This window comes from Arthrobacter sp. PGP41 (assembly GCF_002953935.1).
Lineage (GTDB): Bacteria > Actinomycetota > Actinomycetes > Actinomycetales > Micrococcaceae > Arthrobacter.
This window is the reverse complement of record NZ_CP026514.1, coordinates 466,059-490,785: the sequence shown is the minus strand read 5'-3', so window position 1 is coordinate 490,785 and position 24,727 is coordinate 466,059. Positions and strand designations below refer to the sequence as shown.

General features: G+C 67.2%; 24 protein-coding genes. 11 read left to right on the top strand and 13 right to left on the bottom strand.

Translation table 11 applies throughout. The features are described 5' to 3' along the window. Positions 1-3: 3 nt before the first annotated feature. Both C3B78_RS02305 and C3B78_RS02300 read right to left on the bottom strand, forming a co-directional pair. Positions 4-2,790, bottom strand: coding sequence for a PEP/pyruvate-binding domain-containing protein (locus tag C3B78_RS02305; RefSeq protein WP_104996637.1), 2,787 nt, complete (start codon positions 2,788-2,790; stop codon positions 4-6). Positions 2,791-2,817: 27 nt separating this feature from the next. Continuing rightward, entirely contained in the window at positions 2,818-3,849 is a 1,032-nt protein-coding gene (locus C3B78_RS02300) for a universal stress protein (RefSeq protein WP_104996636.1), read from the bottom strand. 424 nt (positions 3,850-4,273) lie between these two features. Here C3B78_RS02300 and C3B78_RS02295 point away from each other — a divergent pair, with 424 nt between their 5' ends. Next, positions 4,274-4,900: an FAD-dependent monooxygenase gene (locus tag C3B78_RS02295; RefSeq protein WP_104996635.1), complete on the top strand. Its 627-nt coding sequence runs from the start codon at positions 4,274-4,276 to the stop codon at positions 4,898-4,900. 28 nt (positions 4,901-4,928) lie between these two features. On the opposite strand, the gene C3B78_RS02290 is transcribed toward C3B78_RS02295, so the two are convergent. Next, positions 4,929-5,567: a copper resistance CopC family protein gene (locus C3B78_RS02290; RefSeq protein WP_104996634.1), complete on the bottom strand. Its 639-nt coding sequence runs from the start codon at positions 5,565-5,567 to the stop codon at positions 4,929-4,931. A gap of 111 nt (positions 5,568-5,678) precedes the next feature. Here C3B78_RS02290 and C3B78_RS02285 point away from each other — a divergent pair, with 111 nt between their 5' ends. Next, positions 5,679-7,118: an NCS2 family permease gene (locus tag C3B78_RS02285; protein WP_104996633.1), complete on the top strand. Its 1,440-nt coding sequence runs from the start codon at positions 5,679-5,681 to the stop codon at positions 7,116-7,118. A 49-nt stretch (positions 7,119-7,167) separates the two neighbouring features. On the opposite strand, the gene C3B78_RS02280 is transcribed toward C3B78_RS02285, so the two are convergent. Then, positions 7,168-8,472, bottom strand: a complete 1,305-nt coding sequence (locus tag C3B78_RS02280) for a cation:proton antiporter (protein ID WP_104996632.1) — start codon at positions 8,470-8,472, stop codon at positions 7,168-7,170. Between the two features lie 179 nt (positions 8,473-8,651). On the opposite strand from C3B78_RS02280, the gene hutG reads away from it, so the two are divergent. Further along, the gene (gene hutG, locus C3B78_RS02275; protein WP_104996631.1) at positions 8,652-9,626 is read left to right on the top strand and encodes a formimidoylglutamase; all 975 of its coding nucleotides are present in this window, start codon (positions 8,652-8,654) and stop codon (positions 9,624-9,626) included. A 19-nt stretch (positions 9,627-9,645) separates the two neighbouring features. Here the strand turns inward: hutG and C3B78_RS02270 are convergent, their stop codons facing one another. Beyond that, a complete protein-coding gene (locus C3B78_RS02270; RefSeq protein WP_104996630.1) occupies positions 9,646-10,314 on the bottom strand; it encodes a response regulator in 669 nt (222 codons plus the stop codon). Then, a complete protein-coding gene (locus tag C3B78_RS02265) occupies positions 10,311-11,888 on the bottom strand; it encodes a sensor histidine kinase (RefSeq protein ID WP_104996629.1) in 1,578 nt (525 codons plus the stop codon). Before C3B78_RS02265 ends, C3B78_RS02270 begins: the two co-directional genes overlap by 4 nt. Positions 11,889-12,251: 363 nt before the next feature. Between C3B78_RS02265 and C3B78_RS02260 the strand changes: the two genes are divergently transcribed. From C3B78_RS02260 to C3B78_RS02245, 4 genes are read left to right on the top strand one after another with little or no spacing between them, the layout of a single operon-like run. Beyond that, positions 12,252-13,262, top strand: coding sequence for a Bug family tripartite tricarboxylate transporter substrate binding protein (locus C3B78_RS02260; protein WP_104996628.1), 1,011 nt, complete (start codon positions 12,252-12,254; stop codon positions 13,260-13,262). Continuing rightward, entirely contained in the window at positions 13,259-13,762 is a 504-nt protein-coding gene (locus C3B78_RS02255) for a tripartite tricarboxylate transporter TctB family protein (RefSeq protein ID WP_104996627.1), read from the top strand. Before C3B78_RS02260 ends, C3B78_RS02255 begins: the two co-directional genes overlap by 4 nt. Next, entirely contained in the window at positions 13,762-15,363 is a 1,602-nt protein-coding gene (locus C3B78_RS02250) for a tripartite tricarboxylate transporter permease (RefSeq protein WP_104996626.1), read from the top strand. Before C3B78_RS02255 ends, C3B78_RS02250 begins: the two co-directional genes overlap by 1 nt. Before the next feature lie 57 nt (positions 15,364-15,420). Then, positions 15,421-15,813 (top strand): universal stress protein, encoded by a 393-nt coding sequence (locus tag C3B78_RS02245; RefSeq protein ID WP_104996625.1) that lies wholly within the window; start codon positions 15,421-15,423, stop codon positions 15,811-15,813. A 69-nt stretch (positions 15,814-15,882) separates the two neighbouring features. Here the strand turns inward: C3B78_RS02245 and C3B78_RS02240 are convergent, their stop codons facing one another. After that, complete coding sequence (locus C3B78_RS02240; RefSeq protein ID WP_234005496.1) at positions 15,883-16,110, bottom strand: hypothetical protein; 228 nt, start codon at positions 16,108-16,110, stop codon at positions 15,883-15,885. Positions 16,111-16,286: 176 nt separating this feature from the next. On the opposite strand from C3B78_RS02240, the gene C3B78_RS02235 reads away from it, so the two are divergent. Continuing rightward, positions 16,287-16,601 (top strand): hypothetical protein, encoded by a 315-nt coding sequence (locus tag C3B78_RS02235; RefSeq protein ID WP_234005495.1) that lies wholly within the window; start codon positions 16,287-16,289, stop codon positions 16,599-16,601. 64 nt (positions 16,602-16,665) lie between these two features. Next, positions 16,666-16,926: a hypothetical protein gene (locus C3B78_RS02230; protein WP_104996624.1), complete on the top strand. Its 261-nt coding sequence runs from the start codon at positions 16,666-16,668 to the stop codon at positions 16,924-16,926. A gap of 96 nt (positions 16,927-17,022) precedes the next feature. Here the strand turns inward: C3B78_RS02230 and C3B78_RS02225 are convergent, their stop codons facing one another. The 5 genes from C3B78_RS02225 to C3B78_RS02205 form a co-directional block, all read right to left on the bottom strand. Then, a complete protein-coding gene (locus tag C3B78_RS02225) occupies positions 17,023-17,259 on the bottom strand; it encodes a hypothetical protein (protein ID WP_104996623.1) in 237 nt (78 codons plus the stop codon). 162 nt (positions 17,260-17,421) lie between these two features. Beyond that, a complete protein-coding gene (gene hutH / locus C3B78_RS02220) occupies positions 17,422-19,014 on the bottom strand; it encodes a histidine ammonia-lyase (protein ID WP_104996622.1) in 1,593 nt (530 codons plus the stop codon). Between the two features lie 2 nt (positions 19,015-19,016). Further along, positions 19,017-20,714, bottom strand: coding sequence for a urocanate hydratase (locus tag C3B78_RS02215; protein ID WP_104996621.1), 1,698 nt, complete (start codon positions 20,712-20,714; stop codon positions 19,017-19,019). 217 nt (positions 20,715-20,931) lie between these two features. Next, positions 20,932-21,738, bottom strand: a complete 807-nt coding sequence (locus tag C3B78_RS02210; RefSeq protein ID WP_104999589.1) for an IclR family transcriptional regulator — start codon at positions 21,736-21,738, stop codon at positions 20,932-20,934. Positions 21,739-22,108: 370 nt separating this feature from the next. Further along, positions 22,109-22,978 carry an SDR family oxidoreductase gene (locus C3B78_RS02205; protein ID WP_104996620.1) on the bottom strand — a complete coding sequence of 290 codons (870 nt, stop codon included), beginning with the start codon at positions 22,976-22,978 and terminating at the stop codon, positions 22,109-22,111. 99 nt (positions 22,979-23,077) lie between these two features. On the opposite strand from C3B78_RS02205, the gene C3B78_RS02200 reads away from it, so the two are divergent. Together C3B78_RS02200 and C3B78_RS02195 are read left to right on the top strand one after the other, a co-directional pair. Then, a complete protein-coding gene (locus tag C3B78_RS02200) occupies positions 23,078-23,470 on the top strand; it encodes a winged helix-turn-helix transcriptional regulator (RefSeq protein WP_104996619.1) in 393 nt (130 codons plus the stop codon). Between the two features lie 191 nt (positions 23,471-23,661). Continuing rightward, on the top strand, positions 23,662-23,925 hold the full coding sequence (locus tag C3B78_RS02195) for a hypothetical protein (protein ID WP_104996618.1): 264 nt from the start codon (positions 23,662-23,664) through the stop codon (positions 23,923-23,925). Positions 23,926-23,969: 44 nt separating this feature from the next. Here C3B78_RS02195 and C3B78_RS02190 read toward each other — a convergent pair whose 3' ends face one another. Continuing rightward, positions 23,970-24,719 carry a 3-hydroxybutyrate dehydrogenase gene (locus C3B78_RS02190; RefSeq protein WP_104996617.1) on the bottom strand — a complete coding sequence of 250 codons (750 nt, stop codon included), beginning with the start codon at positions 24,717-24,719 and terminating at the stop codon, positions 23,970-23,972. Positions 24,720-24,727: the final 8 nt, after the last annotated feature.

The following is a 24,727-nucleotide window of genomic DNA, read 5'->3' as shown; positions in this document are numbered from 1 at the left end:
GGGCTAGTCGGGCACAACGGTTCCAGCTCCGCCGTCGACCGTTATTCTTTGCCCGGTGGCAAGCCGCGAGGTGGCCTCCGGAACCCCCACCACGGCGGGAATGCCGTACTCCCGGGCCACCACGGCACCGTGCGAGTTGGGCCCGCCCATTTCCATCACCAGGCCGCCGGCAGTCAGGAACAAGGGGGTCCATCCGGGATCGGTGGACGGCGCCACCAGGATCTCCCCGGGTTCAAGGCGCGCCCCCACCGGGTCCAGGATTACCCGGGCGGGACCGGTAACCGAGCCCGCTGATGCGGGGCTGCCGGACAGCGTGCCGTTCCCGGCCCCGGCGGCCATTCCGGCGGCCGCAGCATGGAGCAGTTCGGGTTCGGTTCCGTCTGAAAGCAGGATTCTTGGGATCCGCCGCCGGCCAAGTTCGCTGGCGTAGGCGGCGCGCCGTTCCAGGACGAGTTCGCGCAGCTTTCCCGGCTGGCTGGTGGCATTCGCGTCCCCGCTGTCCAGGGCATGCCGGGCTTCCTCGAAGTCGAGGAAGAAGATGTCCTCCGGGTGCTCCAACTGGCCGGTGGATGCCAGCGCAGCTCCCACGTGGGCCACCTGCCTGCGTACTTCGGCGAGGCCCAGGACCAGCTGGTACTTGGGCAGTTCCCGCAGCCCGGCGAAGATCCTGGTGCGGCGCAGTGCGGCAGCAACCAGCAGCGCACGCACCCTGCCGCGGAGCCGGGCCTCGGCAACCAGTCGCTCCACTTCAGCCTCTGCCTCTGCGTTCGCCCTGCTGAACTGCACGTCCGGCGCCATGGCGGGATCAGTGAGGCGAAGGTAGTTGGCAAGGACACCCAGGATGTGCGTGGGGTCATCCGACCACCGGGGCATGCCCACATCGATTTCGGCCACGGCCCGCTGCCCGTAGCGGTCGAGGAATCGTACCAGGCCCGCGTGCAGGACGGCAGGGAGGTTGCCGGCCTTGAACTCCGCCGCCAGTTTGGATGGCTGCCCTTCCGCCAAGGCCGTTCGTGACCCGCGGTCGTCCCTGACTGCTGATGCAAGCCGCCACAGGTCCAGGTCCATCTCGGTGGTCACGTTCCGCGGCAGGCCCCGGAGCACCTTCTCCAGGTCCTTCCAGCGGTCCCGGCCGCCGAGGAGCTTTCCGGCCAGCCACAGCGTGGCGAATCCCAGCGCGGGCAAGGGCAGGATGGCGGGAACCACAGCAAAGATCCGGCTGCCCAGGAGACGCTCCGCATGGTCGAGCCGCTGAACGGGTCCCGCCCCGGCCTCCAGTTCGAGGTCCTCGGCGAATTCCCGGGTGAAGCGGTCCAGCCGGCGCAGCGCCGCCTTGGGCCGGAACAGTCCCCGGAGCACGGTCTCGGGGACGCGGGCCCGGACCGCTGCCGGCAGGACATGGCGCAGGAGTCCGAGCGGGGTCTTGCGGGTCACCGAAAACCGGGGGTCCGCAAAAACCTGTCGCAGCACCATGGCGGATCTGGCTTCCATGACGTCGAAGACCCGTGGAAGGAGCCGCCGCCCCACGCTGCTCCGGACCGGCGTTGTGAGGTCGAAGTAGAGGCGCTGGGCTGCCTCCGCGTACGGTGGTGGACCGCGCCGGGGGTCCGGGACTGCGAACCCGGCGGCTTTGGCCACGGAGGAGCCCGCGAGCCGCAGTGATGCCAGGCCCATGGGAGTGAGGGGGCGGGTGAGGCCCTGGGCGAGGCTGAAGCACAGGTACACTCTCGTCCCTTCGGCTCCGGACTGGCGTTCCGGCACCGGGAACAGCGTGGTGATGGGCCTCGACTGCGTCAGCCAGAGTGCCCCGCCGGTGTCGATGGCCCATTCGGTGTCCTGCGGGGAACCGAAGTGCTTTTCAGCCTGCAAGCCCAGGGCTGCAAGCCCAATGGCCTGTTCGTCTGAAAGGCTGGCGGCGTCTGCTTGGCCTGGCATGTCCCGTACCTCGGTTCCGCCGCCGGGCAGGGGCCGCGCCATGACGCGTTTGTCCCCAATTTTGCGCTCGAGGACCCTGGATTTTTCGGTGTCCACCACGTAGTGGTCCGGATTGACCGCTCCGGAAACCACCGCCTCCCCGAGCCCCGGGGCAGCATCGATGACAGCTTCCCGGCGCCTGCCGGTCAGTGGATTGGCTGTGAACATCACTCCGGCGGCCTGGGCGTCAACCATCCGCTGAACCACGACGGCGAGGGCTACTTCGTGCGGTTTGATCGCCAGCGCGGCCCGGTAGGCCACTGCCCGGTCCGTCCAGAGGGATGCCCAGCAGTCCCGCACGGCCTCAAGGACAGCGCCGATGCCTATGACATTCAGGTAGGTGTCCTGCTGGCCGGCGAAGCTCGCGAACGGAAGGTCCTCTGCCGTGGCGGAGGACCTTACCGCCACCGGAGCCGCTTTGCCCAGCGCCGCGTAGGCCTGCTCAACTGCGGCAACAATCCGCGGCGGAACCGGGGCGGCGCGAACGGACTCCCGTGCCCTGCCGGCCATCCCAGCCAGTTCCGTGTTCCCGCCGGGCGTTCCCGTGCGCAGGGCTGCCTGGAATTTGCCGAGCTCTGCGAGCACGCCGTCCTGCACTGTCCGGGTAGCCTCCCTGTAGGCCGCCGTGGTCAGGCAGAACCCTTCCGGCACCGGCAATCCGGCCCGTATCAGCTCGCCGAGGCTGGCCGCCTTGCCGCCCACCAGCGGAAGCATGCTGCCGCCCACCTGGCTGAGGTCAAGAATCAAGGCAGGGGCGGTGTGCCCGGGCTGTTGGCGGGGGCCCTGCCCGGCCGTTCCTGGCGGGTCGGCAGCCATCGCGAAGCTCCTGGCAGCAGGATCTCGTCAGGATGAACCGAGAACCGGGCCGAACTTGGCACGGTCCGCCAGGCGGCGGTCCTCACGGTCCGGAACCACCATCACGGGGCCCTTGGCATGGTGGAGTATGCCGTCGGACGTTGAGCCCAGGAGCATTCCCGTGAAGCCGCCCCGGCCGCGGGTACCCACAACCACGAGTTCCACATGCCGGCTTTCCTCGACGAGGACGTCAACGGGCGAGCCGTCCTTCAGCTCCGATTCGGCGTGGAGGTTGGGGAAGTGGCTGCGCAGCCACGCCATGCCGGCGTCCAGGGTCAGCTGGATGTCGGCGAAGAGGGCCTTGCGGTCCATGGGGGCCGGCACCCATGCCAGCGAGCCGCTGTACTGCGGGACGGCGCAGACAACGCGCAGCGTGGCGCCCATGCGTTCTGCTTCCTCTGCGGCCTCCAGGACGGCCACCCGTGCCTGCTCCGAGCCGTCAACGCCCACCACCACCACGTTCTCCACGCGCTGGTGCCCGGCTTTGGCCTGCTCGGCTTTGATGCGCCTGTCCTCGGTGGTTTCGCCGAGCCTGTCCGCGCAGATCAGCGGGACCGTCACGGTGGGGCATTTGGCGTGGGCGGGCAGGGCGCTGCTCACCGAGCCGAGGAGCCTGCCCACAAATCCGCCACGTCCGCGGGTGCCAAACACCAGGAGCTCGGCAGTCCGGGACATCTCGAGCAGCACGCCGGAGGCATCGCCGTTCTCCACGGACGCGGTGACATCGATGTCGTAGGTGGATATCTTGTCCAGGGCCTGCTTGACCACCGCCTCGGCGCCTTCGCGGATCACGGAGTCGTCCACGGTTGCATAGCCGCCGTCGAGGCCCGATGCGGCGAAGATCGGCACGGAGTACGCAGTGACGATATGCAGCGGACGGCGCCGGCGCCGGGCCTCGCGCGCGGCCCATACAAGCGCGCACTGGCCGTGGTCCGAACCGTCCACGCCAACCACGATCCCCTCGGGAGCAGCAGTGCTGCCGCCGTCCTGGGGGTCCGGATGCAACTCTGGTGCGCCCATGGGGCCGCCTCCTCGCGATACTGCCTGATGTTGCGCCTATTCTGCCAGAAGCCGGACCATTCCCCGTGCACCCGTACCCCCGCCTGAGCTGGGAAGAAAGGCCTGCTTCCGCTTCCCACTATTCTCCGTCGCCCCTGCCTTAGCAAGCCTGCACAGGCCCGGAAAGTCCGGTTGTCCACAGGCCTTCCGGGGTGTCCGGGAAAGCGCCTTCAACGGGGAGGCAAGTGTTTTCGGCTTGGGCTATCCACCGCCGGAAATGTTCTGTAGTCTTCAGGACATTGTTGGTCCGGGACGCCTACTGCCTCTTTCCGTCAGGGGTGCCCGCCAATGTACTGCGGCCGGACTTTGGGGGTAACGGGACGCGCGCCGGCGAGGACGCCTGCACCTGCCGAAACTTCGAAGGAGGGAACCTGTAGTGTCAAGCATGCCTGGGAATGCCGGGACCGAGCAGACCACCACTGTGATCATTGGCACCGGCCTGTCCGGCCTTGCCGTGGCCGCCGAGCTGTGCCGCCGCGGAGTGGACTCGATAGTGGTGGACGGACTGGACATCCTTGGCGCCGCGCAGCCGGCCAACACAGCTTCCCTTCAACGCTGCGACGCAGCCGATTCCGTCACCCTTCGTGAACGGAACGAGATCCTGCGGCACCTGCGCAACTACGCCGCCAGCCACGCCGTGGACGTGCGGCACACTACCCGCGCCGTCCAGTTGACCATGCTGGCCGGGACTGCGCCGGGAACCGCCGCTCCGCAGTGGGAAGTCCACACGCCTACGGGCATCCTGGTGGCGGACCATATTGTCCTGACCCGGTGCGCCCACAGCCAGTTGCGGCGCATGATCAACGATTTCGGGATCGCCGTGGGCCGCAACCTCACCGCTGCCATGCGGGCAATCGGCATCTACCTGGTGGGCGTGGGCGAGCTCATCACCCCGTCGCCCAAAGAGGTACTGCGCCAGGCCAAGACCGTGGGCCAGGCGATTTCCGCCAAAGTACATCCGGACAGCGTTGCTTTTCCGGGAACCGGAAGCTTCGCGGCCCTGCCCTGCTAGCGTCCGTCAAGGCACCCGCCGGCGCCCGTCAGCCCTCCTCGTCCGGGCCTGCCGTGAGCCTGCGCCGGGCGAGGACGGCAAGGGTGGCCAGCAGCCCCGCCGCGACGGCGGCGAAAATGACGATGCTCCACTGGAACGGCTGCGCCGCGTCAGCCGGGTCCGCGGGTTCGGCGGTGGTTCCGGGCCGGGCGGTCCCCATGGCGGGGGCGCTGCCAACGGCCGGGGCGGTGGCAGGAACCGTACCGGCCGCCGTCGGGCTTGCCGCCTGCGACGTGCCCGGCGCAGCGGAAGCGGCCGCAAAAACAAATGTCCCCTCGATGGGATGCGAGTCCGAACTGACCACGCGCCAGGCAACGGTGTACTGCCCGGCGGGGGCTCCCGCCCTGACCTTCCGGGACGCCACGTTGTCCACGATCTCCACCGCGCCTTCTGCCCACTCGGCGCCGGCGGCGTCCTTGATGGAGATGGAAGCGCCCATCCCAAGCGGGTTCTTGTTGAACGTGACCGAGACCTGTTCCGGGGGCGCCGGGACCGAGGCGCCCTGGGCGGGGCTGGTGGATTCGGCTGCATCATGCGCGGCTGCGGGACCGGCAAGGCCCAGCACGGCGGCGGCGAAAACGAGGAATCCGAGCCCGAGGGCCAGGATCTGGCGGCGGATGGGACGCATGCTGGGGCGGCTCCTTGTGTTGGCTTCCTTACAGACTAGGCGAAATTGCCTGCCGCCCCGCCGCCGTCCCCATAGGATTCAGGTATCCCCACAGACTTCCCCGGAGGACTAATGCTTAAGCAAGGCTCTGCCCTGGACCGGTACTTCATGGTCACCGAACGCGGTTCCAACCTTTCCCGCGAGATCCGCGGCGGGTTCGCCACATTCTTCGCCATGAGCTACATCGTGGTGCTCAACCCCCTGATCCTCTCCGGCCCGGACTCCAGCGGCGCCACGCTGGGGTTCACGGCCGTCGCCGCCGTGACGGCCTTCGTGGCGGGCCTCCTCACCATCCTGATGGGCGCCTGGGCAAAGCACCCCTTCGCGCTGGCCACGGGCCTGGGCGTCAACGCCTTCGTCGCCGTCACCGTTGCCACCAATCCGGGACTGACCTGGCCGGACATGATGGGCCTGGTGGTCCTGTCCGGCGTCACCATGCTCATCCTGGTCCTCACCGGGTTCCGCACTGCCGTCTTCAAGGCAGTACCGGACGGGCTCAAGACGGCCATCGTGGTGGGCATCGGGCTGTTCATCGCGCTGATCGGGCTGGTCAATGCGGGCTTCGTCCGCCGCATCCCCGATGTGGCCGGCACCACCGTGCCCGTTGGACTTGGCTTCGACGGAAAGCTGCTGGGCTGGCCCACGGCAGTGTTCGTGTTCGGCCTGGTCCTGACCATCGCCCTGGTGGTCCGCAAAGTCAAGGGCGCCATCCTGATCGGCATTATCACCTCCACCGTCATCTCCGTGCTCCTGGAGATGACCCTGCACATCGGACCAAGCTTCGACGGCAAGACCTTCAACCCGCAGGGCTGGTCCCTGGTGGCGCCCAAATTCACGGGATGGGCCGCCCCGGACCTGTCGCTGATTGGCAAGGCGAACCCCTTCGGCGCCTTTGAGCAGCTCGGCTTCGTGGCAGCCACGCTGCTGGCGTTCGTGATCCTGCTCAGCATCTTCTTCGACGCCATGGGAACCATGGTGGGCCTGGCCAACGAGGCAGGCACCGTGGACGAACACGGCAACATCCCGGACGTGGACCGCGTCCTCCAGGTGGACGCCCTCGGCGCGATCGTGGGCGGCGGCGCCTCGGTGTCCTCCAACCAGATCTACGTGGAAGCCGGCGCCGGCATTGGCGAAGGCGCGCGGACGGGCATTGCCTCGATCGTTACCGGCCTGCTGTTCCTGGTGGCGATGTTCTTCACCCCGCTGATCAACCTGGTGCCCTTCGAGGCCGTTGCCCCGGCACTGGTGGTGGTGGGCTTCATGATGGTGTCCCAGGTGGGCAAGATCGACTGGCAGGACTGGGGCATTGCGATCCCGGCGTTCCTGACCTTCACGCTGATGCCGTTCACCTACTCCATCGCCAACGGCCTGGGCGCCGGGTTCATCGCCTTTGTGCTGATCCGCACCGTCCAGGGACGCGTCAAGGAGATCCACCCGCTGATGTGGGCGGTGGCCGCTGCTTTCCTGCTGTTCTTCGCCGTCGGCCCCATCGAGGCCGCCCTGGGGATGTAGCGCGGCGGTCTGGACAGGAACCCACACCCCCGCACGGCACTGCGCCGACCTACACGGGCGTGTTGGGGGCCAGCCCCTCATCACCGGACACTGCGCGGGCCTTTTTCTCGCGGAGCCTGTCCAGCCGGTTCATCAGCGGTGAGGTGGTGGCGCCGTGGACCACGATCGACAGCGCCACCACCAGCCCCACGAATGCCCAGAGCCACTCCGCCTGGTCAGCGAACTTCCCTTTGCCCAGCGCATAGGAAAGGTAGTAGAGCGAGCCGATCCCCCGGATCCCGAAAAAGGAGAGCGCAATCCGCTCCCGCGGGCCGGTCTTGCCGCCCAGCAGCCCCACCCAGCCGGCCAGCGGGCGGATCACCAGCAGGAATGCCAGCGCCACCAGCACCTCGGCCCAGCCGATCCCTTCCAGCAGCCCTCGGGCAATCGCACCGCCCAGCAGGACCAGGATCACCACCGTCAGGAGCCGCTCCAGTTGCTCCACGTAGGAGTGCAGCACCCGGTGGTAGCCGTGGGTATGCTCGGCGGCCCGGATGGTCACAGCGCAGACAAAGACCGCGATGAAGCCATAACCCTCCACCATCTCCGTGGCACCGTAGGTCAGGAACGTGGCGGCGAGGGCCACGAAGCCCTCGGAATGGTTGGACAGCCGCAGGCTGTCTGCGCGGGCAGAGAAGAAAATCCGCGCCAGCAACTTCCCGGTCAGGAAGCCCAGCAGCAGCCCGACCGCCAGCCGCCACAGGACGTCCACGCCGAACCATTCCGGGAACCACGCCGACGGGGATGACCCGACGATGCTGATGGCGATCGCCAGGTAGACAAAGGGAAACGCCAGCCCGTCATTGAGGCCTGCTTCCGACGTGAGGCCAAAACGCACCTCGTCCTCTTTGTCGGTGCCGTCGTCGTGGTCCGCCGGTTCACCCACCTGCACCTCGGAGGCGAGGACGGGATCCGTGGGCGCAAGGCTTGAGGCCACCAGCAGTGCTGCACCGAGGCCCAGGCCCAGGAACCACAGCCCCAGCAGCGTGAGCCCAATGATGCAGAGGGGCATGGCGATTCCCAGCAGCCGCCAGGTGGTGGCCCAGCGTTGGCGTCCCACCGGCCGGTCCAGCGCCAGTCCGGCGCCCATCAGCGAGATGATCACGCACACTTCAGAGAGATGAAGGGCAAAGTCGCTGTGCGCCAAGGGGTCCGGATCGGGAAGGGTGGGGATCAGGGCAAAAGCAGCCATACCCGCTCCGAGGAAGACCATCGGCATGGAAAAGGGCATGTTGCGCAGCAGCTTGGGGAGTACTGCGGCCACGAACACTGCGACGCCGGCGGCGGCAAACAGGATGTTGGGGGCTTCAAACATAAAGCTGTTCTCCGGCCTGTTTTTTGCGCCCGTTCGGCGCAGGCAAGGTGGTACGGCCCCCGGGGAGGGACTGATCCACAATAGCCCCTGCTGCCGGCAGGCGCCGATGATCTTCGATTCCAGACAGGTCGACGGCGGCGATGCTGGTTTTCGCTGTCCAGTTACGGTGAGCTTGGGGTATGACCCCTCGGATACCTGCCGTCGATGTCCCGCCCCAGCCTTGGACGGGCAGGTTCGACGGCGACGACGCCAGCCACCGCCGCTGGTGGCAGGCGGTGGTTCCCTACGACGGCGGGGCGCAGGAGGGTGCGGGCGGCGAGGGCGCGGTCCGCACAGCAAAACCCGCTGCCCTGCTTGGCTTCGCCAGCGATGAGGGCGTGCGCCGGAACAAGGGCCGCACCGGCGCGGCGGCCGCGCCGGCCGCCATCCGGCATGCCCTGGGCCCCCTGGCGTTCCACCTCGGCCGGACCGTGGCCGACGCGGGGGATGTTGTGGTGTCCGGCGGCGCCCTTGAAGCCGGCCAGGAACGCGCCGGGAGGGCTGTCGCTGCTTTGCTCGACGCCGGGCAGCTTCCCGCGGTGCTGGGCGGCGGCCATGAAACCGCGTATGCCAGTTACCTTGGGGTCAGCTCCTCCGCGGCGGTGCAGGGCGGGCAGCGGCTCGGGATCCTGAACCTGGACGCCCATTTCGACCTCCGCGACGAGCCAGCGCCCAGCTCGGGGACGCCGTTCCTCCAGATGGCCCGCGCGGAAGCAGCCGCCGGGCGCGACTTCCGGTACGCCGTCGTCGGAATTTCCGAACCCAACAACACGCGCGCCCTCTTCGATACTGCCCGGAAGCTGGGCGTGCAGTACCTGCTGGACGAGGACTGCGGCGCAGAGCGCGTCCGGGAGTTCGTGGCGGGCTTCCTGGCCGGCATCGACGTGCTTTACCTGACCATCGACCTTGACGTGCTGCCTGCAGCGGTGGCGCCGGGCGTGAGTGCACCCGCAGCGTATGGCGTGCCGCTGCCGGTCATCAGCGCAGTGTGCCGGCAGGTGGCGGGGTCGGGGAAGCTGCTGCACCTCGACATCGCCGAGCTGAACCCGGAGTTTGATATCGATGGCAGGACCGCCCGGGTTGCTGCCCGGCTGCTGGACACCCTGCTGCGCTGAACCGGGCCCCGGGGCGGGGCTACCTGCCCTTGAGCACGTAGCGGCGCTCCGGGCGGCCCACGCCGTACTTAAGCCTGACCTCCAGCGTCCCCTCATCGTGCAGGTACTCAAGGTAGCGGCGGGCGCTGACCCGGGAGGTTCCCAGCTGCTCCGCGACCTCGGCCGCGGAAAGATCACCTTCGGCGGCGTTGAGGGTGGCCTCCACGAGCTTGAGCGTTTCGATGCTACAGCCCTTGGGAAGCGGACGCTCGGTGCGGTCCAGTCCGAAGACGCGGTTGACGTCCGACTGCTCGGCCACATCCTTGGCCGAGTCCAGGCCATGGTAGGCGCTCCGGTAGTGCTCCAGGCGCTCCTGGAGGTCCGACTGGGAAAACGGCTTGATGAGGTAGTGCACAATGCCCCCGCGGAGGGCCTTGCGGACGGTCTCCACTTCCCGGGCGGCGCTGATCACCAGCACGTCGAGTTCGGGGGCCACCTCCCGCAGCCGGTGCATGAGCTCCAGCCCGTTGATGTCCGGCAGGTGGATGTCCAGCAGCACCAGGTCCGGCTGCAGCCGCTCCGTTTCGAGCACTGCCCGGGCACCGGTGTGGGCCACGCCCACCACGGCGAAGCCCGGCGTCCGCTGGATGAAGCCGGCGTGGACCTTGGCCACCATAAAGTCGTCATCGACGATCAGCACGTTGATCATGGCTTCATTGCCCCTTTCCTCAGCCGTGCGGTGAAGACTGCTCCGTTGTCATTGGCCACCGTGAGGTCCCCGCCGGAGCGCCGGCAGACCACCCTCGAGAGGGCCAGCCCGAATCCGCGGCCCTCGGCCGGGCCTGCCTCCTTGGTGGAAAACCCCTGGCGGAAGATGTCCTCCACGGACTCGCCCGGAACGCCCGGTCCGGTGTCCCGCACCGTGACGGTGACGTGGTCCCTGCCGTCCTCCACTAGCACCCTGACGGCGGCCTCCGGAAGTCCCGTCACGGCGTCGAACGCGTTGTCCACCAGGTTCCCCACCACCGTGGTGAGATCGCGGGACAGTTCGTCGCTGACCGGGCCCAGGGCGGACGCCGGGTCAAGCTGCAGCGCCACGCCGCGTTCAGTGGCGAGGCTGGACTTGGCAATCAGCAGTGCGGCGAGCGCAGGGTCCTGGATCCGGCTGGTTACCTCGTCGTTCAGCCTGGTCCGGTCCACCGTGGCGCCGTTGACGAACTGCACCACGGAATCGTATTCGCCGATCTGGATCAGGCCGGAGATGACATGCAGCTGGTTGGCAAACTCGTGGGCCTGGGCGCGCAGCGTGTCCGTGGCAGTCCGGGTGGCGCCAAGCTCACGTTCGAGGGAGGACAGCTCCGTCCGGTCCCTGAGGGTAGTGACCGAGCCGATGTCCCGGCCGCGGGACCGGATGGGAACACGGTTGAGCACCACAAGCCGCTCCCCCACCAGGACCAGCTGGTCCGGGTCCGGCTGTTCGCGGGTCAGGACCACCTTGAGCGCCGGGTCCACGGGAAGGGATCCGAGCTTCCTGCCCACGCAGTCCGGCGGCAGTCCGAGGAGCTCCCGCGCACTGTCGTTCGCTACCGTGATGCGCTCATTGGGGTCCAGCGCCACCACGCCTTCCTTCAGCCCGTGCAGCATCGCCTCCCGGTTTTCCACCAGCCCGGTGATCTCGCTGGGCTCCATGCCGAGGGTCTGCCGCTTGACCCGGCGGGAGAGCAGCAGGGATCCCGCCACTCCCAGGACGCTGGCTACGCCGAGGTACGTCAGGAGGTTGGGGACGGCGTCGCCCAGCCTTTCAAGGGTGGACGGGTAGTTGCGGCCAATGGCTGCGATCCCGATCATCTTTCCAGCATCGTCAAGGACTGGAACGTGCGCGGACAGGACGGCGTTGCCGCCTTGGTCCACCACACCGGTCCAGGCGCGCCCTTCCATGACCCTGCTGGCGCCCAGTTCCAGCGGCTCGCCCAGCAGGCCCGGGTCCGACGCCGCAACCACCGTGCGGTCCAGCTTCGCGAGGGTGACGTGGGACGAGCCAGAGACGGTGCGGACCGACTCGGCTACGGCGGGAAGCGCTGAACCGACACGTGGCTCGGCGTCCGGCAGCAGCGCCCGCACCGCAGGATTGTTGCCGAGCGCTTCCGCGGCCGAGAGGGCCCTGCGGCCCTCCGTCCGTTCAAAGGCGGCAGCGGACTGGGCAAGCGAGATGGCCACCACCGCCACCAGCACGGCCAGGACAATCAGCAACTGCAGCACAAGGTACTGCCCGGCGAGGGACATTCCTCTTCGTCGAGTCACTGCGGTGGTTCCTTTTGTTTCTTGATGCCTGTTCCTGGTGCCGTGCCTGTTCCTGGCGCCGTGCCTGTTCCTGGCGCGTGGGCCGGCCCTGCGGCAGTACCGGGAACTATATCCCACCGCCGCCCGGGCTCCGGCAGGAGGCTTCCCCGTGCCGGCCTTGTACGGGTACCTGGTGGGTCGCCGGGCGGGGTGCCCGGTGGGGCGCCGGAAACGTGAACGCAATGAACTTAACTTTCTCTGCGTACACAAGAGTGAGGTCCGTCACGGCGGGCCCTAGCATCGGAAGCACAGATCAGGTCCGCTGATCATCCTGTAGAGAATTGCATTACTGAGAAGAGGAACACCATGCGCCAGATCCGCGCATTGCGAGTCGCCGCCGTCGCTGCCGGCATCGCCCTGATGGCCACCGGCTGCGGTGCCACCGGCAAGAGCTCCACCGGTTCGGAAAGCTCCAGCGCTGCAGCCGGGCCCATCACCGGGCTGCAGATCATGGTCCCCAACACCCCGGGCGGCGGCTACGACACCACCGCACGCGCCGCAGCCAAGGTCCTCGACGACGAGAAGATCTCCACCAACACCGAGGTCTTCAACCTCGCCGGTGCCGGCGGCACGGTGGGCCTTGCCCGCGTTGTCAACGAGAAGGGCAACGGCGACCTCGCCATGCTCATGGGCCTTGGCGTGGTGGGCGCCAGCTACACCAACAAGTCGGAGTCCAAGCTGACCGAGACCACCCCGCTTGCGCGGCTCATCGAAGAGCCCGGGGCCATCATGGTCGGCAAGGATTCCCCGTACAAGACCATCGACGACCTGGTGAAGGCCTGGAAGGCTGACCCGGGCTCCATCTCCGTAGGCGGCGGCTCCTCCCCCGGCGGCCCGGACCACCTGCTGCCCATGCAGCTTGCAGGCGCCGTGGGAATTGACGCCACCAAGGTGAACTTCGTTTCCTACGACGGCGGCGGGGACCTCCTGCCCGCGATCCTGGGCAACAAGCTTGGCTTTGCAGCCTCCGGCGCCGGCGAATACCTGCAGCAGATCCAGTCCGGCGAAGTCCGGGTCCTGGCCACCAGCGGCGAAAAGCGGCTCGAGGGCGTCGACGCCCCGACGCTGAAGGAATCAGGCATCGACCTGGTGTTCACCAACTGGCGCGGCATCGTGGCCCCTCCGGGCATCAGCGACCAGGACAAGGCATCCCTGATCGCCGCCCTTGAAAAGATGCACGCCACCGAGGGCTGGAAGGAAGCACTGAAGACCCACAGCTGGACCGACGCCTTCATCACCGGCGAGAAGTTCGAAACGTTCCTTACCGAGCAGGACAAGCGGGTGGCGGACGTCCTCACCAAGCTTGGGTTGGCGTGAGCCCGCTGACCACAGGCCTTAAGGGCCGCGCCGAGCTGGGAGTCTCCCTCCTGCTCGGCGCGGCCGGCGTCCTTGTCTTCCTGGACGCCAACGGCCTGGTGACCCCGTATTCCCAGTCGGACCCCGTGGGTCCCAAAACAGTCCCGTACATCGTGGCCGGCTTGCTGGTTGCATGCGCGGTCCTGCTGGCCATCAACGTGATGCGGGGCGGCCAGGGCGAGGCGGAAGGCGGCGAGGATGTTGACCTCACCCACCCCGCCGACTGGAAAACCATCCTGCCCCTGGCCGGAGCCTTCATCCTGAACATCCTGCTTATCGACTGGGCCGGGTGGGTCATCTCCGGCACCGTCCTGTTCTGGGGCAGCGTCCTGGCACTGGGCAGCCGGCACTACATCCGCGACGGGCTCATCTCCGTAGCCCTGTCCCTGCTGACCTTCTACGGCTTCTACCTCGGCCTCGGCATCGCCCTGCCCGCCGGACTCCTGGAAGGAATCCTCTGATGGACGTCTGGTCCTCACTGATGGACGGTTTCGCCACCGCCCTCACCCCCATGAATTTCCTCTACGCCGTGATCGGCGTGGTCCTGGGCACCGCCGTCGGCGTCCTCCCAGGGCTCGGCCCGGCCATGACTGTGGCCCTGCTGCTGCCCGTCACCTACGCCCTTGAGCCCACCAGCGCCTTCATCATGTTCGCCGGCATCTACTACGGCGGCATGTACGGCGGCTCCACCACGTCCATCCTGCTCAATACGCCGGGAGAATCGTCGTCCGTAGTGACGGCAATCGAGGGCAACAAAATGGCCAAGGCGGGGCGGGCGGCGCAGGCGCTTGCGACGGCGGCCATCGGCTCGTTCGTTGCCGGCACCATCGGCACCGCACTGCTGGCCGTCTTCGCCCCGATCGTGGTCAAGTTCGCCGTGAGCCTGGGTGCACCCAGCTACTTCGCCATCATGGTCCTGGCCCTGCTGGCCGTCACCGCAGTCCTTGGTTCGTCCCGGCTCCGCGGCTTTGCCTCGCTGGCACTTGGCCTGGCCATCGGCCTGGTGGGCATGGACTCGGTCACCGGCCAGCGCCGCCTGACCTTCGGCCAGCCGCTGCTCGCGGACGGCCTGGACATCGTGGTGGTGGCCGTGGCCATCTTCGCCGTCGGTGAAGCCCTGTGGGTTGCCGCCCACCTGCGCCGCACCCCGCTGCATGTGATTCCGGTGGGCCGGCCCTGGATGGGCAAGAAGGACTGGAGCCGCTCCTGGAAGCCGTGGCTGCGCGGGACCGCCTTCGGCTTCCCGTTCGGCGCCCTCCCCGCCGGCGGCGCCGAGATCCCCACGTTCCTTTCCTACGTCACCGAGAAGCGCCTCAGCAAGCACCCGGAAGAGTTCGGCAAGGGCGCCATCGAGGGCGTCGCCGGGCCGGAAGCGGCCAACAACGCTGCCGCCGCCGGCACCCTGACGCCAATGCTGGCCCTGGGCCTGCCCACCAACGCCACGGCCGCCGTCATGCTGGCAGCCTTCACCTCGTACGGCATCCAGCCGGGCCCGCAGCTGTTTTCCAGCCAGGGACCGCTGGTGTGGGCGCTGATCGCAAGCCTCTTCATCGGCAACCTGCTGCTCCTGCTGATCAACCTGCCGCTGGCACCCCTGTGGGCCAAGCTCCTGCAGCTCCCCCGGCCGTACCTGTACGCGGGCATCCTCTTTTTTGCCACGCTCGGCGCCTACTCGGTGAACCTGCAGGCGTTCGACCTGGTGATCCTGCTGGTGCTCGGCGCCCTCGGGTTCATGATGCGCCGGTTCGGGCTGCCCGTCCTGCCGCTCATCCTCGGCGTCATCCTGGGCCCGCGCATCGAAGGCCAGCTCCGCAAGACCCTGCAGCTCAGCGCAGGCGATCCGGCAGGGCTCTTCAGTGAGCCGATCGCCGTCGTAATTTACATCATTGTGGGGCTCATCCTGCTGTGGCCGCTGCTGTTCAAGCTGGTCCGGCGGAACCGGCCGGCACGCACGGTGGTTCCCGCCAACTCCGGCGCGACCGTGCCGCTGGAAGCGCGCGGAAGCGTAAGTCACGGCAGCCACCGCGCGGACGGAACGGCCGACGGCGGCAGTGACGGCTAAGGCGCCACAGGCACCGGACGCACAACTCACCGACAACCAGCAGAACAAGGAGACACCATGACGATCGTGGTGGGATACGTCCCGACCCCCGAGGGCGAAGCAGCCCTGACCCAGGCCATCACCGAAGCCCGGAAGAGCAACTCGAGGCTGCTGGTCATCAACTCGTCCAAGGGCGATGCCCTGGTGGACAACCGCTACGCCCAGGAGCCGGAGATCCAGAGCATTGAGGACCGGCTGGCCACCCAGGGCATCGACCACGTGATCAAGCAGCCGGTGCGCGGCCATGACGCCGCCGCCGAGGTCCTGGATGCGGCGGAGGAGAACAATGCAGAGCTGATAGTGATCGGGCTGCGCCGGCGGACACCGGTGGGCAAGCTGATCATGGGCAGCGTGTCACAGCGCATCCTCCTCGAAGCGGACTGTCCTGTGCTGGCTGTGAAAGCCGGTTAGATCCACTTAATTACAGCAGGCCCGGTTTAACCTGATGGTTAAACCGGGCCTGCCGCGTGGTCCGTGCGATCAGCGGACGATCTTGAAGTTGAAGGCCGGCGTGCCGAGTGCGCCCCAGAGGCGGAGCCAGACAGGCAGGAGCATTTCCGTGCCCCGCGCGGTCGTAAAGTCGCCGAGGTCGATGACGTCCTGATGGCCGAACTCCGTGAGCAGTTCCGTGACCGTCTGCTTGGCTTCGGCATCATTCCCGGAGACGAAGACCGTGCTGGCCTCGGGAAGGCTGTCCGGGCGGGCCACGAGGTCGGTGTTAAGTGTGTTGAGCGACTTGACCAACGGGCGGCGGGGAAAGCGCGCTGGATCTGCTCGCCGAGGGTATCAGAGTCCTTGGCATACCCGTCCCCCGGGACAAAATCCTCGCAGTCTTTGAGGTACTCGCCGGGGATACTGCCGGACCCTCCTACCGCGGGTGCCCGATGCTGAACACCAACACCGAGTTCCCGGAAGGCCAGCACCCGGCCCACCTCGCGGCCACGGGGCACAAGCAGCAAGTGCGGGACTGGTTCCTCTCCCTGGCCGTCGACGCCCAGGCGCAGGACCCGGATCAGCTCGCCGACGAATTGCTCATTGTCCTCAACGGCGCCTACGCCACGGGCGCTGTCCTCGATGGCGCCGCGTACCGGCCGGCGCGCCCTCGGCATGGCCCGGCTGCTCGTCGACGACGCCTGCCCGCGCCCTTGACCCCGAATGGCGCCCCTGCCGGACAAGCCTCCCATTGGACAGTCATCTGACATATCTCCGGCGTCCGGTAGAATGGGAAGGCCCTTGGGGGACAAGACACAGAAAGTTCAGTAGATGACTACAGCCACCCTGGAACGAATTCCGGCTGCTTCCGACCTTGTGGAAGCACCGGCGAACCGGACCATCGACCTGCAGTTTTCCAGCGCCCGCGAAGTGCACGCTGGCCTGGAAGAAGCAGTCGCAGAATTGATTGAAGTGGCCGCGCAGGAGGCCTCCTGCGGCATCCTGGTCACCAGGCTGCATCCGGGCCGCTACACCGTAGCCTTGGACGAATCGGTACCGTTCGGCGAGACCTACGAGGCCATCGCCGCCTGACCAGCAATCCTGCCGGGGCAAGCCCCGGACAAATCGAAATCCCCGCCCTGCGTCAACAGTAGGCGGGGATTTCTGTTGTTGTGCCTCCTGGGGCTGCTACCCGCGGCGCACCTGCACGCCGTCGGATTTCAGGAAGAGCTGCTTCTCTGACGGACCGGCCGGCACCAGCCACAGAACGTTTCCGCTCTGGGACACCTCCTCCACCTCCCCGGCGGCAACCACATGCGCATGCTTGATGATCTCCACGCGGTCCCCGGCCTTGAGGGTTCTCCAGTCGGAAACAGCGGCGGAATGGGCGTTGCGCCTTGATAGGACTGCCCCACGTGCTTTCATTTGAACTTCTACCCCTTTGTATACGTTCGGCGCCACAGCCTCTTTGATGTGACTTTCACTACACCTTCAGTTCTACTACACTCGGCGCCCCTCGGAGGAACGTGTCGGATGAAATTCCATTAGGTGGACGCCTCGTACGCATACGCTGAAGATTCTTCGGATTCACGAGAGGGTTCCGACGGCGGATTCGGCCGCCCTGCGGACCTCCCCGGAGGCCACGAGCTTGTCCGCGGCCTCCAGCTCGGGTGACAGGAAGCGGTCCGTCCCCGGCCCTTCCACCACGCCGCGCAAAGCGGAGACGACGGCGGCGCCCGCGGGCCCCGGCGTCAAGACCCCACCGGAGAGCCCGGTGCGGATGTCCAGGGCGCGTGCCGACGTCACCAGCTCGATCGCCAGGACCCGGCGCAGGTTCTCCACCGCCTTCCGCAGCTTGCGTGCGGCATGCCAGCCCAACGAGACATGGTCTTCCTGCATGGCGGAACTGGGGATGGAGTCCACGGAGGCGGGGACAGCAAGCCGCTTGTTGTCCGAGACCAGCCCGGCCTGGGTGTACTGGGCAATCATCAGCCCTGAATCCACGCCGGGGTCGGCCGCGAGGAAGGCCGGCAGGCCGTGGGAGCGGGCCGGATCCAGCATCCTGTCCGTCCGGCGTTCCGCTATGGAGCTCAGGTCCGCGACGGCGATGGCCAGGAAGTCCAGGACGTAGGCCACCGGCGCACCGTGGAAGTTGCCGTTGGAGCTGACCGTTCCGTCTGGCAGCACCACCGGGTTGTCGATGGCGGCCGCCAGTTCGCGGGATGCCACCAGCGCTGCGTGGTCCACCGTGTCCCTCACGGCACCGGCAACCTGCGGGGCGCAGCGGAGCGAATAGGCGTCCTGGACCCGGGAGTCGCCAACCTTGTGGGAAGCGACGATGGGCGAGCCGGACAGGACACGCAGCATGTTGTCGGCACTTGCAGCCTGCCCCGGGTGCGGACGAAGCGCGGCATGCAGCTCCGGCAGGAAAACCTGGTCCGTGCCCAGCAATGCCTCAACGCTCATCGCCGCGGTGATGTCCGCCGTCGTCAGCAATTGGCGAAGGTCCGCGATGGCCATGAGGAGCATGCCCAGCATGCCTTCGGTGCCGTTGACCAGGGCCAGGCCTTCCTTTTCGGCGAGGGTGACCGGTTCGATGCCGTGTTCGGCAAGCAGTACGGCGACAGGCTGTTCGCCGCGCCCGCCGTACGTCACGCCGTCGGGCCCTTCCGCCTCGCCCTCGCCCATGAGCACCAGGGCGCAGTGGGACAGCGGTGCGAGGTCGCCCGAACAGCCGAGCGAACCGAACTCGCGGACCAGCGGCGTGATGCCGGCGTTGAGCACATCCACCATGGTCTGCAGGACCACTGGCCGGACGCCGGTGCGGCCGGACGCCAGGGTCTTGGCGCGCAGGAACATGATGCCGCGCACCACTTCGCGTTCCACCACCGGGCCCATGCCGGCGGCGTGGCTGCGGATCAGGCTCTTTTGCAGCTGGGTGCGCAACTCATTGGGGATGTGCCGGTTGGCCAGGGCGCCGAAGCCGGTGGAGATGCCGTACGCCGGGATGTCGCTGGCTGCGAGCTCGTCGATGTGGGCGCGGACTTTTGCCACCGTTTCCAGGGCTTGCGGGGAAATGGTCACCTTCGCGTTGTGGCGCGCGACGGCGAGCACGTCCTCAGGCGTGACCCCGCTGGATCCGAGGGTAACGGTCAGCGGTTCGTGGGTAATGGCGGTCATGATTACTTGCTTTCTTTCATGGGAACTCTTACGCCGCGTTCCCTGGCGATGTCGAGGGCGCGCTCGTAGCCGGCGTCGGCGTGCCGGATGACGCCCATGCCGGGGTCGTTCGTGAGGAGGCGTTCGAGCTTCTGGGCGGCGAGGTCGGTGCCGTCCGCGACGGAGACCTGGCCGGCGTGGATGGAGCGGCCGATGCCTACACCTCCGCCGTGGTGGATCGACACCCAGGTGGCGCCGGAGGCGGTGTTGAGCAGGGCGTTGAGCAGCGGCCAGTCGGCGATCGCGTCGGAGCCGTCCGCCATGGACTCGGTCTCCCGGTAGGGGGAGGCGACGGAGCCGGAGTCCAGGTGGTCGCGGCCGATCACGATGGGTGCCTTGACCTTGCCTTCCTTGACCAGCTGGTTGAACAGCAGCCCGGCCTTGGCGCGGTCGCCGTAGCCGAGCCAGCAGATCCGTGCCGGCAGGCCTTCGAACTCGACGCGCTCCGCGGCGGCGTCGATCCAGCGGTGCAGGTGCTTGTTCTCCGGGAACAGTTCCTTGATGGCCTCGTCCGTGACGCGGATGTCCTCGGGGTCACCGGACAGGGCAACCCAGCGGAACGGGCCGAGTCCCTCGCAGAACAGCGGGCGGATGTAGGCCGGAACGAACCCGGGGAACTCGAAGGCGCGGGTGTAGCCGCCCTTGCGGGCTTCGTCGCGGATGGAGTTGCCGTAGTCGAAGACCTCGGCGCCGGCGTCCTGGAATTCCACCATCGCCTGGACGTGCCGGGCCATTGAGGCCTGGGCCTTCTTGGTGAAGCCCTCCGGATCGGCCTCGGCCTCGCGGTGCCATTCCTGCACGGAGATGCCCTCGGGAAGGTAGGACAACGGATCGTGGGCGGAAGTCTGGTCGGTGACGATGTCCACGGTGAGCTCGCCGGCGTTGTGCCGGCGCAGGATCTCCGGGAACACTTCGGCGGCGTTGCCCACGTAGCCCACGGACCAGCCGCGGCGCTCCTCCTTGGCCTTGAGCACCTTGGCGATGGCGGCGTCGAGGTCGGTTTCCACCTCGTCGAGGTAGCGCTTGCCGGCGCGGCGGCGCAGGCGGGTCTCATCGACGTCGACGATCAGGCACGCGCCCTCATTGAGAGTGACGGCCAGCGGCTGTGCGCCGCCCATGCCGCCGCAGCCGCCGGTCAGGGTCAGGGTCCCGGCAAGGGTGCCGTTCTCATCCCCGGTGAGTTTCCGGGCAACGGCCGCGAAGGTCTCGAACGTGCCCTGCAGGATGCCCTGGGTGCCGATGTAGATCCACGATCCCGCCGTCATCTGCCCGTACATCATCAGACCCTCGGCCTCGAGCCGGCGAAATTCGGGCCAGGTGGCCCAGTCACCCACCAGGTTGGAGTTGGCCAGCAGCACGCGCGGGGCCCACTCGTTGGTGCGGAACACGCCCACGGGCTTGCCTGACTGGACCAGGAGGGTCTCGTCCTTTTCCATGGTTTCCAGGGTGCGGGTGATGGCATCGAAGGCAGCCCAGGAGCGGACGGCGCGGCCGGTGCCGCCGTAGACCACCAGGTCATCGGGGCGTTCGGCCACTTCGGGATCCAGATTGTTCATGAGCATGCGCAGCGGCGCTTCGGTTTGCCAGGACTTGGCGGTGAGCCCGGTGCCGCGGGCTGCTTTGACCGGGCGGGCACCGGTGGTGAAATCGGCGGGTGCCATGGTGGCTCCTTTCGTCTCGTGTCTGTGGTGTGGAAGAAGTTCTGTATCAACTAAAGCCCGTTGCGGAACGGCTTTATAGGGGTTTCGGAAGGGCCATGTCCGGCATTCCAGACCCGTGCCCCCACCGCTCAACTAAGTAGCGCTAAGTGTCGTTTTGGCAGCTCAAAACGACACTTAGCGCTACTTAGTTGGGTTGGGCTGGGTGGCTGGCGTGTGGCTACTTTGCGGGGCGGCCGTGGATCCGGACCGAGAGTTCGTCGGCGACCTTCTGGACGCGCCCGGCCAGCACCGGCCACTGCTCCGCCGGCACTTTGTCCTCGAGGAACGTCACGGCGACTGCCGCCGTCGGCCATCCCAGGTGGTCCGTGACCGCGGCTGCGATGGAGCCGAAGCCGGGCGTGACCTCGCCGTGTTCGGTGGCGTAGCCGCGCTGCCTGACCTGGTCCAGGTGGGAAGACAGTGCCGAGTACTTCATGATGGCGTCTTCCACCTCATGCCTGGCAGTAAAAGCCGCGGCATTGGGGTAGAGCGCACGCACCTGGGACTTGGGCAGCGCCGCAAGGATGGCACGCCCGCTGGCGGTGAGGTGGCTGGGAAGCCGGACGCCGACGTCGGTCACCAGGGAGGGGCGGTTCTTGGCCCTCTCCTCCACGATATAGAGCACATCCCGGCCGTGGAGCACGGCCAGGTGGGAACTCTCGCCGACCGCATCCACCAGGGAGGCAAGCAGCGGACGGCCCAGCCTCGACAAGGGCTCCTGCCTCGAGTAAGCGGAGCTGAGCTCAAAGGCGCTGATGCCCAGCCCGTAGCGTTGCTCCTCATGCAGGTGGAGCACAAACCCGTTCGCCTCCATCACTCCCAGCAGGTGGTAAACACTGGAGCGCGGCAGGCCCAGTGATGAAGCGATTTGCGACGCCGCCATCGGCCCCCGCCGTGAAGCCAGCAGTTTGAGGATGCGCAGCGTGTTCTCTGCGGCGGGGACCTTGGACGTCACCTTTGAGGCCGCCTTTGGCGCTGCTTTCACGTCGCCGCCGGCCTCCCGCCCTGCTTCCGTAGCCAACAACGGATCCTCCTCATTACTTGCCGGAACATCCCGGCGTTATCCGGGATCCCGTACTTAAGCTTGCGCCCTCCTGGTCAATGGCAGTGACACCCCGATACTTCTCCTGTCCGGGATGACAGACAAGGCCATCGAGCCCTGCCGAAGAGACCGGCGGGCGGGAGCCCCTGGATGAAGCCTCTCCGCTGCCGGTGGTTGCCGCGCCCTACAAGGAACCGGCGTTCAGCTCCGAACAACCACCGACGCTCTCTCACTTAATGTCGGTTATGAACCAACGCTCGCTCACTCGCTTGGGGAAAGTGAGAGAGCGTCGGCGTTGCGCTGGGGGATGCGGTCAGGCAGCCACGGCAGCAGCGGCCGCGCGCACGGCCTCGGACAGCGACGTTGCCGGGCGGCCGATCAGCCTGCGCAGGTCCCCGGTGCTGACAAGGAGGTCGCCGCGGGCAATGCCGAGATCGGAATCCGCCAGTATTTCCGCGAATGCGTCCGGCACTCCGAACCCGGCCAGCATTCCGGCGTATTCCGGCGCAGGAAGGTCCTGGTAGGTGATGGCCTTGCCGGTGGCAGCGGTGATTTCGGCTGCAAGGTCCGCCATGCTGAAGGCGTTGTCACCGCCCAGTTCATAGACCTTGCCTGCCTGCTCTTCAGCGACGAGCACAGCAGCAGCGGCATGGGCGTAGTCAGCACGGGACGCTGCGCTGACCCTGCCGTCTCCGGCGCTGCCGGCCAGGCCACCCTGCGCCAGCGTGCCGGGCAGCTGGTCCGTGTAGTTCTCCAGGTACCAGCCGTTACGCAGGAGGACGAAAGGAACACCGGACTCCCGCAGGATGGCTTCAGTGGCCCGGTGCTCAGCCGCCAGCAGCATGGCGGTGGTGTCGGCATTGGCGATGCTGGTGTAGGCCAGCAGCTCAACGCCCTCAGCCTTTGCCGCCTCGATGACTGTGCGGTGCTGCTCCACCCGCTGGCCGACCTCACTGCCGGAGATGAGGAGTACCTTCCGGGCGCCTTTCAGTGCGGCCGCCACTGACTGGGCATCTGCGTAGTCCATGGCTTTGACCCGAACGCCCCTCCCGGCGAAGCCGGCCAGCTTTTCCACGGAGCGGCCCGCAGCCACGATGTCCTCCGCGTGAACGTTGCGCTCCAGCAGGGCTTCGACGGCGTGGCGGCCCAGCTGGCCCGTTGCTCCGGTGATGACGATGCTCATGAAAATTCCTTCCGATGGGGTGTCTGTCATGGTTCACAACCGCACCCATACGGGAATACTTCCCGAAAGAGAGTACGCACTTTGAGGTAAGGTACTGACATGAAAGTTAGTACCGCCCAGGCCGCTGCGCAGGCGGCGCCCCTTCCCGTGGCCCTTGCCGACGGCGTATTCCCGGCGGGGTGCCCCAGCAGGACAGTGCTGGACCACATCACCAGCAAGTGGGGCGTCCTTATCCTGCTCGCCCTGTCCGAGGGTGAGCAGCGGTGGAGCGACCTGCGGCGCCGGGCCGAGGGAATCAGCGAGAAGATGCTGGCCCAGACGCTCAAGACGCTGGAGCGGGACGGCCTGGTCCGCCGGGAGGCGCAGCCGGTCATTCCGCCGCGGGTGGACTACAGCCTCACCGAACGCGGCTACGAATTGAGTGCCCTGCTGGTTCCGCTGGTGGCCTGGGCCTTCGAGAACGCCGACGACATTGTCAACGGCCAACCCTGAAAAAGGGATCCGCAAGCAAGTGTCTGTGCCGTCACGAAATGAGTACTTGTTACTGGTGTGACTGATGTGAATAGCGCCTAGCCTTGGCGTAAGGTGCTCAGCCGGAATGGGAGGGCCGCCCTCTGCTGGGAGCGTTCCGGCAACCTGCACCGCGGGTTAGCGGCCTGTGCCGCTTTCGAGGAGTGGTACGCATGGTCAAAGCCGTCATCCAGGACCCGTCCAGCCTGGGCCGGCCTGTGAGCCTGAGCAAAGTACTGGTGCAGGCATGGAACCGCGTCACAAGGTCCTTCGCCCCACGGTCCCCCTACAAAATCGGTGATGCCGTCGTGGCGGATGACCCCTTCAAAGGGCGCCGCGAGGGATTGGTGGTGTTCCTGCAGGGCACGTCCGTGGGTGTGGACACCGTCCACGGCGTGTTCTTCTACGACCACCGGCAGCTCAAAAAGCTGGACTAGCCCCTTGGGGCCGGTCCAGCTTTTTGGGTGCCGCCCGCAACCTGCTAGCGCGCCGACCAGCCGCCGTCCATGGTGTAGCTGGCGCCGGTCACCATGCCGGCGTGGTCGGACGCCAGCCAGGCAACCAGGGAGGCCACTTCCTCCGGCTCCACGAGGCGCTTGATGGCGGACTCGGTCAGCATGATCTTCGCCAGCACCTCGGCTTCGGGGATGCCGTGGACCTTGGCCTGGTCTGCGATCTGCGACTCCACCAGCGGGGTGCGCACGTAGCCCGGGTTGATGCAGTTGGAGGTGACGCCGTGGGCCCCGCCCTCAAGCGCCGTCACCTTGCTGAGCCCTTCCAGCCCGTGCTTGGCGGAAACGTACGCGCTCTTGAACGGGGACGCCCTGATTCCATGCACCGAAGAAAGGTTGATGATCCGGCCGAAATTGTTGGCATACATGTGCGGCAGCGCCGCCCGGATCAGCAGGAAGGGTGCCTCGAGCATGAGGGTGACAATACGGCGGAAATCGGCCGGCTCGAACTCTTCAATGGGGCTGATGCGCTGGATTCCTGCGTTGTTCACCAGGATGTCGCAGTCCAGGCTGAGGGCCGAAAGGGCATCCACGTCCAGCAGGTCGACGGCCCAGGAGGTGCCCCCCACCTCGTCCGCGAGCGCTGCCGCGGCTTCCTCGTCAACGTCCGCGATCGTTACCTTGGCCCCCCGTGCGGCGAGGGCGCGCACACTGGCAGCGCCGATCCCGCCTGCTCCTCCGGTGACCAGTGCCTTGCGGCCGTTCAGCGTGTCTTCCATTAACCCAG